We start from the raw sequence: 14,453 nt of genomic DNA, 5'->3' as shown, positions 1-14,453 counted from the left end.
GATCCCGCCGTCAATACAGCTCGCAGTGGGTGCGGCCTTCACCGCGCAGCGTCTCCCAGCGCCCCTCGCCACCGATCGCATCGATGGCCTCGCGCACCGCTGCTTCCAGGTGCCGCTTGTTGCCGCACAGGTACAGGTGGCCACCACGTGCCAGCAGATCACGCACTTCATCGGCGCGCTGCTGCAGCACATGCTGCACGTAGACCTTTCCGGTGCCGTCACGCGAGAAGGCGGTATGCAGGCCGGACAGCAGCCCCTGTGCGTGCCAGTCCTGCAATTGTTCGCGGTACAGGTAATCGTGTTGCCGGTGCTTCTCGCCGAACACCAGGTGCACGTCGCGCGCGCGCGTGCCGGCCTGCAGTTCCTGCATCAGGCCCATCAGCGGCGCGATGCCGGTACCGGTGCCGACCATCAGCAGCGGCGCATCAGCAGCGTCGGGCAGGTGGAAGCCCGGGTTGGACCGGCAGTACACGCGTGCTTGGCCGGCACCGTGCAACAGGCTGCCGGTGGCGGTGCCAAAACGCTCGCGGCCGCGAAGGTGGTATCGCACCTCGCGCACGCACAGGCTTACCTGGTCGTCGCCGGGGTGCGAGGCAATGGAGTAGGCGCGGGGCAGGCGCGGCGAAAGGATGCTGCACAGCCGGTCCAGCGGGACGCTGTCCGGCGTGGCATGGTCCTGCAGCAGGTCCAGCACATCCAGGCCGTGCAGGTACGCGTCCAGTTCGCGCTTCTGGCTGACCTTGAGCAGGCCTTTCAGCGTTTCGCTGCCGCCAAGGCGGGCCAGTTCGCGCAGCACGCTCTTGCTGGGCAGGCGCAGCTCGCGGTCCTGCAGCGCCGTCACTGCCGCGGGATCGCCGTACCACGTTGCCAGTGCCTGCAGCAGCGACGGATCGTTGTCCGGGACCACGTGCAGGGTGTCGCCGGCACGGTAGGCCATGCCGCTGCCGGCAATGTCGAGCTGCACGTGCCACGCAGCGGGGTCGCTGCTGTTCAAGCGGCGGCGCTCAACGATGGGCGCGGCAAAGGCATTGTCTTCGCCGTAGGCGGTGACCTGCAGGCGCAGGTCCTGGCCGGCGGCGAGGTTCCCCTGCAACACCTGGCCCAGCACCGGCTGCCATTGCTGGAAGAACTGCTCGTAGCCGAGATCGGCATCCACGCGGTGCAGCAGCGGCTGCGCCTGGCGCTCGCTCAGTGCGGCGTCCAGCGCCTTGGTGAAGCCACAGAAACTGGGGTAGCCGGTATCGCCCAGGCCGAACACGGCGTAGCGCAGGCCGCTCAGCATCGGGGTCTGGCGCAGCGTTTCAAAGAACTGCTCGCCATTTGCGGGCGGTTCGCCGTCGCCGAACGAACTGGAAATGGCCAGCAGCACGTCGCCGTGGCCGAGGCTGGCCACGTCGATGTCGTTGAACGGAAGGACCTGCGGCGCGTGCGGCTGCAGCTCCGCGCCCAGGCGCTGGGCCAGGGCGCGGGCATTGCCCGACTCGGACGCGAAGCCCACCAGCAGGCGGCTGAAGGACGTACTGGTCGGGAGGGCGTTCACGCGGCCTCGTAGAAGTCGTCGAACTTTTCCTTGCTGAACTCGACCAGGTCGTAGTTCTGCATCAGGTCGTTCACCACGCGGCGGATGCTGATGTACGAGGTGATGTTGCCTTCGGCATCGAACAGCGGCTGCACGGTGGTGTCGACCACGTAGAGCACGCCGCCCTTGCCCAGGTTCGGGACGATGCCGGTCCAGGTCTTGCCGGCCTTGATGGTGTCCCACATGTCCTTGTAGACGGCCTTGGGCACGTCAGGGTGGCGCACGATGCTGTGCGGCTGGCCGATCAGCTCCTCGCGCGCGAACCCGGTAAGCGTGCAGAACAGGTCATTGGCATAGGTGATGTTGCCCTGCAGGTCGGTGGTGGAGATCACCATGACGTTCTGCATGGCGTTCAGCAGCTGGGCGTTGTCGGGGGAGTAGCTCATCGCAGGTCCTTTGGATGCCGGTGACGCCGGCGTTGGGGTTCCTGCATAGAGATACGCGCACGGCACGCGGCGCGGATTGATATTGGTCAACTGCAGTTGCGTGAAGCCCTGCGACCAGGTGACGCAGGGGGCTCACAGCGGTGCGCATCCAACGATGCGTACTGAGCTGATGCCGCGCTGTCACAAAGAAATCGCCGTCGCTTCACGGATGTTTGATATGGAACAGTGCACATTCGGGTAGAGCCTACGCAAACGTCCCCCACGTTCCGCGACGACTTCCTTCCCAGACCTGGCGCCCATATGGGCGCGGCTGGCGTCTGCCTGACTGATTCAGAGAAGTTCACCATGGCCCTCGACCTCGTCGCCGATTCCCTGCACGATCCCGTTGCAGAGACTGTCCTGCCCGCCCTCGACCTGGTGCCCATCGGCACCCGCCGTGGCCCGTCACAGCCGATTGAACTGCCGGAGCTGGTGCAGCGGGTCCTGTTCGTGGCGACCGAAATGGCGGACTTCATCAAGGCCGGTGGCCTCGGTGATGTTGCGGCGGCCCTGCCGCGGGCGGTCCGCGCCGGTTGTGATGCACGCGTGCTGTTGCCGGGCTACCCTGAAGTGCTGCAGCGCCTGCCGCACCTGCGTGAAGTAGGTCGCGTCGCCGGGCGTGCCGGTCTGCCGGCCTGCACCGTGGCCATGGCGCTCCAGGCCGATGGTCTTCCGATCTATGTGCTGCTGTCGCCCGCGCTGTATGAACGCGAGGGCTCGCCCTATGTGGACGCGCAGGGCCGCGAATGGCAGGACAACGCAGTGCGTTTTGCCACCTTGTCGCATGCCGCTGCGGAACTGGCCGCCGGTCGTGCCGGGCTGGACTGGACGCCGCAACTGCTGCACCTGAACGACTGGCCAGTGGCGATGGCGGCTGCCTATGTGCGCTGGGATCGCACTGCGGTGCCGACCCTGCTGACCATCCACAACCTGGCCTACCAGGGCCTGTTTCCGTTTGCCCTGGCGCCGACCCTCGGCGTGCCTGCGGAGCATCTGGACGAACTGCATTTCCATGGCCACATGTCCTTCCTGCAGGGCGGCATTGCCAATGCTACCCGCCTGAACACGGTCAGCCTGCGCTATGCGCAGCAGATCACTGCCGCCGAGGATGGCTGTGGGCTGCACGAACTGCTGGCGCGACGCGCTGCCGGTGGCCACCTGAGCGGGATCGTCAATGGCATCGACGCCAGCTGGGATCCGCGCCGAGACATTCACCTCAAGGCCCGCTTCAGCATCGGCCAGTGCGCAGGGCGCGAAGCCAATGCCGAGGCGGTGCGCCAGGCATTCGGCCTGAAGCCCTCGCAGGGGCCGCTGTTCGCAGTGGTCTCGCGGCTGGTCCATCAGAAGGGCCTGGACATCACCTGTGACGTTGCCCCGCAGATCGTGGCAGCCGGGGGCCAGCTGGTGGTGATCGGCGGTGGCGAGCCGCAGGTGGAAGCGCAGGTGCAGGCACTGGCACAGCGCTACCCCGGGCGGGTCGGCGCCTTCATCGGCTTCGAGGAGGGCCTGGCGCGGCAGATGTTCGCGGGCGCCGACTTCCTGTTGATGCCCTCGCGCTTCGAACCCTGCGGCCTCAGCCAGATGTACGCGCAACGCTTTGGCTGCCTGCCCGTGGCCCATGCCACCGGTGGCTTGGTCGACACGGTCGAGGACGGCGTGACCGGCTTCCTGTTCCATGGCGCCAATGCCGATGGGCTGCGCCGCTGCGTAGAACGGGCGATGCGCACTTTCCGCCTGCCTGCACTGATGCATGCGATGCGACGTGCGGCGATGCTGCGTCCGGGCGGTTGGGAAACGGCCGGCAAGGCCTACCTGGCGCTGTACCAGCAGACCTGCCAGGTGGCTGCATGAATGACGAAGGACGGGGTGTGGTGGCGTTCGGGTACGAAGACGTAGAGCAGCGCGATGCGGCCACGCCGGTCGCGCACGAACTGCAGGCGCTGGTGCAGGGTGGCCCGGCCGATGCCTTTGCCTGGCTGGGCCCGCATGCTGATGGCAGTGGTAGCCGCCGCCTGCGCGTGCTGGTGCCGGGCGCGCAGCGGGTCGAGGTGGTCGAGTCAACGGGCAGCCGCTGGGACCTGTGTGCTACCGCCCTGCCGGGGCTCTATGAGGGGCCTGCAGGCGCGGATGGGGTCCCGCTGCTCACGCTGCACTTCCCCGAGGGCATCGAGCAGGTGCACGACGCCTATGCATTCGGCCCGCTGCTGGATGAAGCGCTGCTGCAGCGTATCCATCAGGGGGACGCTGAGGCGGTCCGCGCCTTGGGCGCAACGCAGATGACCGTGCAGGATGTCGAGGGCGTTCGTTTCGCGGTATGGGCACCAAATGCCCGGCGTGTGGCGGTGGTGGGTGACTTCAATGGCTGGGACGGCCACCGGCACCCAATGCGACTGCGGCACGCCGCCGGCGTGTGGGAGCTGTTCATTCCCGGGGTGAAACCGGGCGACTGCTACAAGTTCCGTGTGATCGGCGTTGACGGCCAGAGCCTGCCCGACAAGCTGGACCCGATGGCGCGCTGGGCCGAGCGCTCGCCTGCCACAGCGTCGCGGGTGGTCGCCTCCGCGCCTCTGCAGTGGAACGACCAGGCGTGGTTGCAGCGCCGCAGCCAGCTGGGCATCACTGCGCCGCTATCCATCTACGAGGTGCATGCGGGATCCTGGCAACGTGCCGAGGACGGCAGCGTGCTCGACTGGGACGCGCTGGCGGATCGCCTGATTCCCCACGTCACCGGCCTGGGATTCACCCACATCGAACTTCTGCCCATCAGTGAGCACCCCTTTGGTGGCTCCTGGGGCTACCAGCCGCTGGGCATTTACGCGCCAACCGCGCGCTACGGCACCCCGGAGGCATTCGCCCGCTTCGTCGACCGCTGCCATCAGGCCAGCCTGGGCGTGATCGTCGATTGGGTCAGTGCGCATTTTCCTGACGATGCCCATGGCCTCGCTTGCTTCGATGGCACAGCGCTGTACGAGCACGCCGACCCGCGCGAAGGCAAGCATGCCGACTGGGACACGCTGATCTACAACTACGGTCGCAACGAGGTGTCTGCCTATCTTTTGGGCAGCGCGCTGGAGTGGATCGAGCGCTTCCACATCGATGGGCTGCGCGTGGATGCGGTGGCATCCATGCTGTACCGAGACTACAGCCGTCCCGAGGGGCAGTGGGTGCCCAACGCACAGGGCGGCCGCGAGAACCTGGAAGCGGTGTCGTTCCTGCAGCGCATGAACCAGACCCTGCGCGAGCGCTTCCCGGATGTACTGGTGATCGCCGAGGAGAGCACGGCGTGGCCGGGCGTCACCAACGCGGTTGCCGACGGCGGGCTGGGATTCACCCACAAATGGAACATGGGATGGATGCACGACACGCTGCACTACCTGCAGCGCGATCCGGTGCATCGCCTGCACCACCATAGCGAAATCAGCTTCGGCCTGGTCTACGCCTTTTCCGAGCGCTTCGTGCTGCCGCTTTCGCATGACGAGGTGGTGCATGGCAAGGGCTCGCTGCTGAACAAGATGGCGGGCGACCGCGAGCAGCAGTTTGCCCAGTTGCGTGCCTACTACGCCTTCATGTGGGCCCACCCGGGCAGCAAACTGCTGTTCATGGGCGCTGAATTCGGCCAGCGCGGCGAATGGGCGCACCAGCGGGCGCTGGAATGGGATCAGGCCGGGACGGCCGAGGGGGGAGGGCTGATGCGCCTTGTCGGTGACCTCAACGCACAGCTGCAGCAGCCTGTCCTGCATCGGGACGAGCGTGACGAGCGAGGGTTTGCCTGGAGCGTCGCCGACGACAACCGCAACAGCGTGTACGCCTTCATCCGCCAGGACCCGGCAGGCGTCGCGCCCGCGATGCTGGTGGTCAGCAATTTCACTCCCGTGCTGCGCGAAGGCTACCGCGTTGGCGTACCCGAGTCCGGCTTTTGGTCGGAGCGGTTGAACACCGACAGCCACCATTATGCAGGCGGCAACGCCGGCAACCTGGGGGCGGTGGCGACCGACGCGCGACCGATGCACGGGCACGCGCAATCACTGCGGCTGACTCTGCCGCCGATGTCGACGCTGTACCTGCAGGTTGTCGCATGACCGCTCCCGGTCGTCTGGGTGCGTGGCCAACGGGCGCGGGGATGGTGGAGTTCCGGCTGTGGGCGCCTGATATCAACCAGGTGGAGCTGGTGCTGTGCGGCGCCGCATTGCCGATGCTTCGGCAGGCCGACGGCGTGCATTGGATCCGTACGACAGCGGCGCAGGGCGATCGTTACCGCTTCCGCCTTCCGGATGGCAGCGAGGTGCCGGATCCCGCTTCGCGCTGGCAGCCCGAGGGCGTTGAAAGCCCAAGCGCCGTCCTGGCCGAGGATGCCTATGCCTGGCAGACGCGGGACTGGGGCGGCGTGGCCTGGCCGGACATGGTGATCTACGAGGTGCACGTCGAGGCAGCCGGCGGATTTGCCGCGCTGACGGCGCAGCTGCCTATGCTGGCGGCGACGGGCATTACCGCCATCGAACTGATGCCGGTGGCGCAGTTTCCAGGCAGCCGTAACTGGGGCTATGACGGTGTATTTCCCTACGCCCCGGCACAAGCCTATGGCGGACCCGAAGCACTGAAGCGATTCGTCGATGCCGCGCATGCCGCCGGCCTGGCAGTGCTGCTGGATGTGGTCTACAACCACTTCGGGCCGCAGGGCAACCATCTGGCGCAGTATGCCAAGGGCTTCTTCCACAGCGGCCGCAGTACCCCGTGGGGTGAAGCCATCGACTTCGAGCAGCCCTGGGTGCAGCGCTTCTTCATCGACAATGCGCTGATGTGGCTGCAGGAGTACCGGTTTGATGGGCTGCGCCTGGACGCGGTGCACGCCATCGATGATGACCGCTTCCTGCAGCAGCTCAGTGATACGATCCGCGCCGAGGTTCCGCATGCGCATCTGGTGCTGGAAAACGAGCGCAACCAGGCCCGTTGGCTGCGCGGTGCCTATCAGGCGCAGTGGAATGATGATTTCCACAATGCCCTGCACGTGCTGCTCACCGGCGAGCATGAGGGCTACTACGCCGCTTACGCCGGGCGCGCCGAAGCGTTGCTGGCGCGCTGCCTGGCCGAGGGCTTTGCCTGGCAGGGCGAGCCCGACCTGCAGGGCGAAGCCCGCGGCGAGCCCAGTGGCGACCTGCCGCCGTCTCGTTTCGTGGTGTTCGCGCAGAACCATGACCAGGTGGGCAACCGCGCCTTTGGCGACCGGCTGAGCCAGTTGCTGGAACCGCAGGCGCTGCGCATGGCCACCGCGCTGACCGTACTCACACCCATGGTGCCCATGCTGTTCATGGGTGAGCCATGGCAGGCCACCGCGCCGTTCCTGTTCTTCACCGATTACCAGGCGCCGTTGGACGAAGCGGTGCGTGAAGGGCGCCGACGCGAATTCGCGGGGTTCAGTGCATTTGCCGACGCCGCATCACGGGCCCGGATCCCCGACCCGAATGACCCCGAGACACTGCAGGCTTCGTACGTGCCCCCACCGGGTGACGGCTTTGCTTCGCAGCAGGCGCTTGCATGGCTTCGCGATCTGCTCAGCCTACGTCGGCGCTGCCTGCAGCCAGGCCTGGAGCAGGCACGTTCGCTGGGGGCAAAGGTGCTGGGCCCGGGCGCGGTGCAGGCGGGTTGGCAGTTGCCGGCGGGGCAGTGGTGGATTGCCATCAACGCTGGCCCCGCCGAGCTGGCGCATTCCCTTCCTGATGGAGAACGGCTGCTGGACCTGCCGAACGGGCCGCTGCTTCCGCCGGGTGGTGGTCTGCAGCTGCGCTGGCTGCCGGCATGAGCCGAGATGCAGCGTTGCAGGCCGCCGCGCGCGCGGCCGGGCTGATGCCGCAGTGGGAAGATGTTTCCGGGCGCCAGTGCGATGTAGCGCCGGAGGTGCTGCGCGCGGTATTGCAGGCGCTGCAGCCGGATGCGGCCGACGCAGGCAGGCCGCTGCACACGGCCATCTGCGGGGAGTCCGTGGCCCTGCCCAGCGCTGTGGGCGCGGCGTGCTGGGTGAACGAAGCCGGGCAGGCGTCCGTGGCGCGCCAGGAGGGCGATGGACGCTGGCGCGCACCCTCGCAACCCGGGTACTGGCATTGGCAGCAGGGGCAGCGTCGTATTGCGGTTGCGGTCGCGCCAGAGAAGGCATGGTGGCCCTCCCAGGTTGACCGTGGCTGGGGCCTGGCGGCGCAGGTCTACAGCCTGCGCAGCGAAGGCGATGCCGGTATTGGCGACAGCGCGGGTTGCCTGCCTTGGCTGCAGCGGCTGCGTCAGCACGGCGGGCAGGCGCTGGCACTCAGCCCGATGCATGCCGGCTTGCCACCCACTGCCGGCTACAGCCCCTATTCGCCCAGCGACCGTCGCTGGCTGGACCCGCTGCAGGCATCGCTTGTGCAGGCGGTACCGGAGGCAGCCCGCGCGGCACTCGCGGAAGATTCTGCCTTGGCCCGTTCCGTGCAAGCGGCCAGCGCCGCGCGTCGAATCGACTGGCCTGGCGCGGCCGACCTCAAGTGGCGCTGGCTGCGTTCGACCCGGCAGTATCTGCAGCAGGCGCAGCCCGACCTGTGGGCGGAGACCTGCCAGTGGCAGGCTGACGCGGGCGCTGCGCTGCGGGACTACTGTGTCCTGGCGGCCGACGCGCGCAGCGGTGACGCGCAGGACCATGCATTCGCACAGTGGGTGGCGCAGCGCTGCTGGACGCAGCTGCACGCGCAGGCCCGCAGCAACGGCGCGGCCATTGGCCTGATTGCCGATCTCGCGGTGGGCTGCGCACCCGACGGTGCGGAAGCACGTTCGCAGGCCAGCGCCATGCTGGCCGGCCTGGAACTGGGTGCACCACCAGACGCGTTCAATACCCAAGGCCAGGCATGGGGCATCACCAGCTTCTCGCCGCTGGCGCTGCGCAGGCAGGGCTATGCGCCTTTCATCACGCTGCTGCGGGCGGTCATGGCCAGCCGTGGCGGCGTGCGCATCGATCACATTCTTGGCCTGCACCGGCTGTGGGTGTTGCCGCAAGGCGCGCCCGCCAGTGAAGGCGTCTATCTGCAGTTCCCGCTGCAGGACCTGTTGAACCTGCTGGTGCTGGAATCGTGGCGGCACCGGTGCGTGGTCATCGGCGAGGACCTGGGCGTGGTGCCAGCAGGTATCCGCCAGCAGCTGGCCGCGCGCGGCGTCCTCGGCGTGGATGTGCTGCCGTTCACCCGCGATGCGGCGGGCTTCCTGCCTGCCGAACGCTGGCGCCGCGACGCCGTCGCCATGCCGTCCACCCACGATCTACCGCCCCTCGGGGGATGGCTGCGTGGACGCGACCTGCGCTGGCGGGCACGCCTGGGCGAATTCGACGACCTGCCTGCAGCGCTGGCGAAGCGCCGGCAGGATGCGGCAGCACTGGCAAAGATCATTGATGGAGACGACGTGGAAGACGAAGCACTGGACCTGCTGGCCAGCACCCCATCGCGCTTGGCCCTGCTCCCCTTGGAGGACGCGCTGGGCCTGCGCGCACAGGTCAATCTGCCGGGAACCGTCGGCGGCCATCCGAACTGGCGCCGCCGGCTGCCCCTGCAGTGGGATGAGCGTGCGTTGCAGGCGCGCCTGCAGCGCATCAGCGTCGGCCGTGATGGAGCCATGGCATGACCGCGTTGCGCGCGACCGCGCGGCTGCAGCTGCACAAGGGCTTTGATTTCGACGCAGCGGCAGCACAGGTGGGCTACTTCGCCGACCTCGGGGTCAGCCACCTCTACCTCTCGCCCATCGCAGCCTCGATGCCGGGCTCGACCCACGGTTACGACGGCATCGATCCTACCCTGATCAATCCAGAGCTGGGCGGGGAGGGCGGCTTCCTGCGGCTGGCACAGCGGGCACGCGCACGCGGCCTGGGCCTGCTTCTGGACATCGTGCCCAACCATCTGGCGGCCGCGCCGCAGAACCCCTGGTGGTCGGATGTGCTGATGCACGGTCGGCGCAGCCGGTACGCGCAGTGGTTCGACATTGACTGGGACGCCGCCGACGGTGATGAACGGCTGTGGCTGCCGGTGCTGGACCGGCCGCTGCAGGAGGCCGTCCAGGCGGGCGTTCTGCGGGTGGAGGACATCGGGGATCAGCCTTTCCTGGTCCATCATGATCTGCGCCTGCCGTTGTCTCCGCGCAGCTATCCGTTGCAGCCTGGCGCGCGCCAGGGTTGGATCGAGCGCTGCAACCGCTCCGCGGAGCGCATGCACATTCTCCTGCAGCGGCAGCACTATCAACTGGCCTGGTGGCGCACCGGGGGCGACCAGATCAACTACCGGCGCTTCTTCGACATCACCTCGCTTGCCGCGTTGCGGGTCGAGCGCGAGGACGTCTTCGATGCCGTGCACGCGCTGCCGCTGCGGCTGGTACGCGAGGGCTGGGTGGATGGCCTGAGGATCGACCACATCGACGGTCTGGCCGATCCGGGCGGCTACCTGCAGCGGCTGCGCGCACATCTCGATGCCGCCGCTGAAGCAGGCGGTCGTCGTGGTGCGGACATCACCCTGCACGTAGAAAAAATCCTCGCCGAGGGTGAGGCTCTGCCCGCCGGCTGGGCGTGCGATGGCACTACGGGCTACGACTTCATGGATCAGGCCGGTGCATGGCTGCACGAACAGAATTCGGCGCAGGCCTTGGCTGAGCAGTGGCAGGCGCGCTCGGGCGATATGCGCAGTCTCGAGCAGGTGCAGCAGGCGGCCCGCGATGCACTGCTGGATGGATCGCTGCACGCAGACCTGCAGCGCCTGCTGGTCTGTGTTCGGAAGACAATGGGTGAGGCAGCAGCCCTCGGCGACATCAGCGAGGCGATGTTGCGCCGGGCAGTCTGTGCGCTGTTAAGACACTATCCTGTCTATCGCCCCTATACGCTGCAGACGGCGACCGAGCGGAATGTCCTGGCCAAGGCCGAAGCGGCTGCCGTGCAGGGTCTCGACGCTGCGGGGCGCGGGGCCGTGAGCCTGCTGGTCAGCGCCCTGCAGGCGCCCGAGGGCCACGAACTGCGCGTGCGGTTTGGCCAGCTCTCGGCACCGCTCAATGCCAAGGCGGTGGAAGACACGGCGTTCTATCGCTACTACCGTGCGCTGTCGCGCAACGAGGTTGGCAGCGATCCGCAGCGCGTCGGGCTTGGGAGCGATGCACTGATTGAACTCTCCCAGGCCCGTGCGCGCCAGCACCCCCTGGCGATGCTGGCCTTGGCCACGCACGACCATAAACGCGGCCCGGATTCGCGTGCGCGCCTGGCGCTGATCAGCGCCGACGTCGGGGCATGGCAGTCGGCGCTGGCCGAGTGGGAGCGGCAGTGCGCGGCTGCGTCCATGCCGATGCCATTGCCCGCTGCCGAAAGCTATGCACTGTGGCAGGCGCTGGTCGGCGCCTGGCCGATGCACGGTGCGCCCGCCGCGGACTTCCCGAAGCGCATGGACCAGTGGCTGCGCAAGGCGCTGCGCGAAGGCAAGCGGATCAGCAACTGGCTCGATCCCGAGCTCGCCGTTGAAGATGCCGCGCAGCAGTGGCTGCAGGACCTGATGCACGACAGCGAACTGCAGGGCGTGCGCGATGCACTGGCTGATTTCGTGAGGACGCGGGCGGCCGCCGGAGCCAGCAACGGGCTTGTACAGCTGTGCCTGCAGCTGTGCCTGCCGGGTGTTCCCGATATCTACCAGGGCACCGAGTTCTGGGATCTCAGTCTGGTCGATCCGGACAACCGACGCCCCGTGGATTTCGCACGGCGCGCACAGGCATTGGCTGATGATCGAGCGTGGACGGAGTTGCTGCAGCACTGGCATGAGGGAACGCCGAAGATGCGCCTGCTGTCGCGGCTGCTGCAACTGCGGCGCGAGCATCCGGCGTTGTTCCGGTACGGCGCTCTGCAGGCCCTATCCGATCCCGCTTCGGCAGATTTGGTCTTCGTGCGTGAGCACGCAGGGCAGGTGCTGCTGGTGGCGGTGCGCAGGGCGAGCGCAGCGCGATGCCCTGGTCCTGCCCTTGCGTGGAGAGAGGATGCGGAGCAGCGCGTGACTGGGGTTCCGCAACGAACGATGCGCAACGTGCTGGACGGTCGCACGGAGATTTTCAACGGTTCTGCCTCGGATGCGCTGCTGTTTGCCGGCAGCCCCGTGGCGGTGTGGATCAGCCAGGGGAGTGGGGCAGATGGACAGCAGTGAACGACGCCGCCGCATCGAAATGCTGGCGCACCAGATCTGGGAGGCCGAGGGCCGCCCGGATGAGCAGGAACAACGTCATTGGCACATGGCCGAGCGTTTGGTGGAAGCAGAGATAGCAGCGCTTCATGCGGGTAAGGACGAGAACGATGGCAACCCGTAAGTGGACACAGAGCTCGCGCGTTCGCGAGGGCAGGCCGTTCCCGCTGGGCGCGACCTGGGATGGGCTGGGGGTGAATTTCGCACTGTACTCTCGGCATGCCACCAAGGTGGAGCTGTGCCTTTTCGATGCGCGCAACCGCGAGATCGAGCGCATCGTCCTGCCGGAGTACACCAACGAGGTCTGGCACGGCTACCTGCCGGACGTGCGCCCGGGCCAGCGCTATGGATACCGCGTGCATGGCCCCTATGCGCCGCAGGATGGACATCGCTTCAATCCGAACAAGCTGCTGCTGGACCCGTATGCCAAGCAGATCGTGGGCGAGATCAAGTGGGCGCCGCAGCTGTTCGGCTATACGCTGGGACACCGCGACGCCGACCTGAGCTTCGACCGCCGCGACAGCGCGCCGTACATGCCGCGCTGCGCGGTGATCGACCCGGCCTTCAGCTGGGGCAGCGAGCGCGCGCCCGCTACACCGTGGGATCGCTCGGTCATCTACGAGGCGCACGTGCGCGGCCTGACCATGCAGCATCCCGGCGTCCCCCACGCCGAGCGCGGCACGTTCTCGGCGCTGCGGCACGATGCGGTGGTGGACCATCTGGTGCATCTGGGCGTCACGGCCATCGAGCTGCTGCCGGTGCACGCCTATGTGGACGACCAGCAACTATTGGAGCGCGGCCTGCGCAACTACTGGGGCTACAACACCATCGGCTTCTTCGCGCCTCAGCCGCGCTACCTGTCGCTGGAGACGGTGGCCGAGTTCAAGCAGATGATCGCCCGCCTGCACAGCGCGGGTATCGAAGTGATCCTGGACGTGGTCTACAACCACACCGCCGAAGGCAATGAACTGGGGCCGACGCTCTCGTTCAAGGGCATCGACAATGCCAGCTACTATCGCCTGGCCGATGACCGGCGCTTCTATATCAACGATACCGGCACGGGCAACACCTTCGACCTGACCAATGCCGGTGCGCTGCGCATGGTGATGGATTCGCTGCGGTATTGGGTGACCGAGATGCGCGTCGATGGCTTCCGCTTCGACCTGGCCACCATCCTCGGCCGCGAGCGGCATGGCTTTGACCCGTCGGGCAGCTTCCTGGATGCGGTGCGCCAGGATCCGGTGCTGAGCCAGGTCAAGCTGATCGCCGAACCGTGGGACATCGGGCCCGGCGGCTACCAGCTGGGTCAGTTCCCGCCGGGATGGGCCGAGTGGAATGACCGGTTCCGTGACACCACCCGAGCGCTGTGGCGCGGGGATGCCGGCCAGTTGCCGGAGTTCGCGGCGCGGTTTACCGGCTCTGCCGATCTGTTCGACCATCACGGCCGCCGGCCGTCGGCCAGCATCAATCTGGTCACCGCGCACGATGGCTACACCCTGCACGATCTGGTGAGCTACAACGACCGCCACAATGAGGCCAATGGCGAGGACAACCGCGATGGCCATTTCCACAACCTGTCGTGCAACCACGGCGTGGAAGGCGATACGGACGATGAGTGCATCCTCGCCGTGCGTTCGCGGCAGATGCGCAATCTACTCGGTACGCTGCTGCTCGCGCAGGGCACGCCGATGCTGCTGGCGGGCGATGAGTTTGGTCATTCGCAGCAGGGCAACAACAACGCCTACTGCCAGGACAATCCATTGAGCTGGATTGACTGGGAGCGTGCGGCGCAGCCGGGGCCGCAGGCGCAAGCGGCCTTCGTACGGCGCGCACTGGCACTGCGTCGCCGCTACGGGCTGCTGCGCCGCAATCGTTTCCTCACCGGCGACTACGACGAATCGCTTGGAATGCGCGATATCGAGTGGCGCAGGCCCGATGGGCAGCCCATGGGCGAGGGGGATTGGCACAACCCGGAGCAGCGGGCGTTGCTGATCGTGCTGGATGGACGCAGCCCGGACAGCGGGCTGCGTGAGCCAGGGCGCCATGTCAGTCTGGCCCTGCTGCTGAACCCGGGTGACCAGCCACAGCGGTTCAGGCCGTCCGACGAGACCCTGTCATTCCGTCGCGTGGTGCTGCAGACCGACGATGCGCCACTAGAGATGGACGAGGAAGGGCAGTGGACGCTGCCTGCGCGGAGCCTATGCCTGCTGGCCTCCAGCAGCGCAGGGTGATGGCGTGGAATCA

The 14,453-nt window shown here is 67.3% G+C and carries 9 protein-coding genes; 7 read left to right on the top strand and 2 right to left on the bottom strand.

Features of this window, described 5'->3' with window-relative positions:
• Positions 1-10: 10 nt before the first annotated feature.
• Positions 11-1,540: a sulfite reductase flavoprotein subunit alpha gene (locus tag C1927_RS12030; protein ID WP_079222072.1), complete on the bottom strand. Its 1,530-nt coding sequence runs from the start codon at positions 1,538-1,540 to the stop codon at positions 11-13.
• Entirely contained in the window at positions 1,537-1,965 is a 429-nt protein-coding gene (locus C1927_RS12025) for a PAS domain-containing protein (protein ID WP_108746809.1), read from the bottom strand. Before C1927_RS12025 ends, C1927_RS12030 begins: the two co-directional genes overlap by 4 nt.
• A gap of 345 nt (positions 1,966-2,310) precedes the next feature.
• On the opposite strand from C1927_RS12025, the gene glgA reads away from it, so the two are divergent.
• From glgA to glgX, 7 genes are read left to right on the top strand one after another with little or no spacing between them, the layout of a single operon-like run.
• Positions 2,311-3,855: a glycogen synthase GlgA gene (glgA, locus tag C1927_RS12020; RefSeq protein WP_265349651.1), complete on the top strand. Its 1,545-nt coding sequence runs from the start codon at positions 2,311-2,313 to the stop codon at positions 3,853-3,855.
• On the top strand, positions 3,852-6,083 hold the full coding sequence (glgB, locus tag C1927_RS12015; RefSeq protein WP_108746808.1) for a 1,4-alpha-glucan branching protein GlgB: 2,232 nt from the start codon (positions 3,852-3,854) through the stop codon (positions 6,081-6,083). The genes glgA and glgB overlap by 4 nt, the downstream gene beginning before the upstream one ends.
• The gene (gene treZ / locus C1927_RS12010; RefSeq protein ID WP_108746807.1) at positions 6,080-7,801 is read left to right on the top strand and encodes a malto-oligosyltrehalose trehalohydrolase; all 1,722 of its coding nucleotides are present in this window, start codon (positions 6,080-6,082) and stop codon (positions 7,799-7,801) included. The genes glgB and treZ overlap by 4 nt, the downstream gene beginning before the upstream one ends.
• The gene (locus C1927_RS12005) at positions 7,798-9,636 is read left to right on the top strand and encodes a 4-alpha-glucanotransferase (RefSeq protein WP_108746806.1); all 1,839 of its coding nucleotides are present in this window, start codon (positions 7,798-7,800) and stop codon (positions 9,634-9,636) included. Before treZ ends, C1927_RS12005 begins: the two co-directional genes overlap by 4 nt.
• Positions 9,633-12,173, top strand: coding sequence for a malto-oligosyltrehalose synthase (gene treY, locus C1927_RS12000; protein WP_108746805.1), 2,541 nt, complete (start codon positions 9,633-9,635; stop codon positions 12,171-12,173). Before C1927_RS12005 ends, treY begins: the two co-directional genes overlap by 4 nt.
• Positions 12,160-12,333, top strand: a complete 174-nt coding sequence (locus C1927_RS11995) for a DUF2934 domain-containing protein (protein ID WP_108746804.1) — start codon at positions 12,160-12,162, stop codon at positions 12,331-12,333. Before treY ends, C1927_RS11995 begins: the two co-directional genes overlap by 14 nt.
• On the top strand, positions 12,320-14,440 hold the full coding sequence (glgX, locus tag C1927_RS11990) for a glycogen debranching protein GlgX (RefSeq protein WP_108746803.1): 2,121 nt from the start codon (positions 12,320-12,322) through the stop codon (positions 14,438-14,440). Before C1927_RS11995 ends, glgX begins: the two co-directional genes overlap by 14 nt.
• Positions 14,441-14,453 lie beyond the last annotated feature (13 nt).

Origin of the sequence: Stenotrophomonas sp. ZAC14D1_NAIMI4_1, assembly GCF_003086775.1 — a bacterium.
Taxonomy (GTDB): domain Bacteria; phylum Pseudomonadota; class Gammaproteobacteria; order Xanthomonadales; family Xanthomonadaceae; genus Stenotrophomonas.
The sequence above is the reverse complement of the archived record's forward strand: the minus strand, read 5'-3'. Positions and strand labels throughout refer to the sequence as shown.

What these genes read in the sequence shown, in the direction of transcription:
- C1927_RS12025 (WP_108746809.1), bottom strand. Translation starts at nt 1,965, where the DNA reads ATGAGCTACTCCCCCGACAACGCCCAGCTGCTGAACGCCATGCAGAAC.
- glgA (WP_265349651.1), top strand. Translation starts at nt 2,311, where the DNA reads ATGGCCCTCGACCTCGTCGCCGATTCCCTGCACGATCCCGTTGCAGAG.
- glgB (WP_108746808.1), top strand. Translation starts at nt 3,852, where the DNA reads ATGAATGACGAAGGACGGGGTGTGGTGGCGTTCGGGTACGAAGACGTA.
- treZ (WP_108746807.1), top strand. Translation starts at nt 6,080, where the DNA reads ATGACCGCTCCCGGTCGTCTGGGTGCGTGGCCAACGGGCGCGGGGATG.
- C1927_RS12005 (WP_108746806.1), top strand. Translation starts at nt 7,798, where the DNA reads ATGAGCCGAGATGCAGCGTTGCAGGCCGCCGCGCGCGCGGCCGGGCTG.
- treY (WP_108746805.1), top strand. Translation starts at nt 9,633, where the DNA reads ATGACCGCGTTGCGCGCGACCGCGCGGCTGCAGCTGCACAAGGGCTTT.
- C1927_RS11995 (WP_108746804.1), top strand. Translation starts at nt 12,160, where the DNA reads ATGGACAGCAGTGAACGACGCCGCCGCATCGAAATGCTGGCGCACCAG.
- glgX (WP_108746803.1), top strand. Translation starts at nt 12,320, where the DNA reads ATGGCAACCCGTAAGTGGACACAGAGCTCGCGCGTTCGCGAGGGCAGG.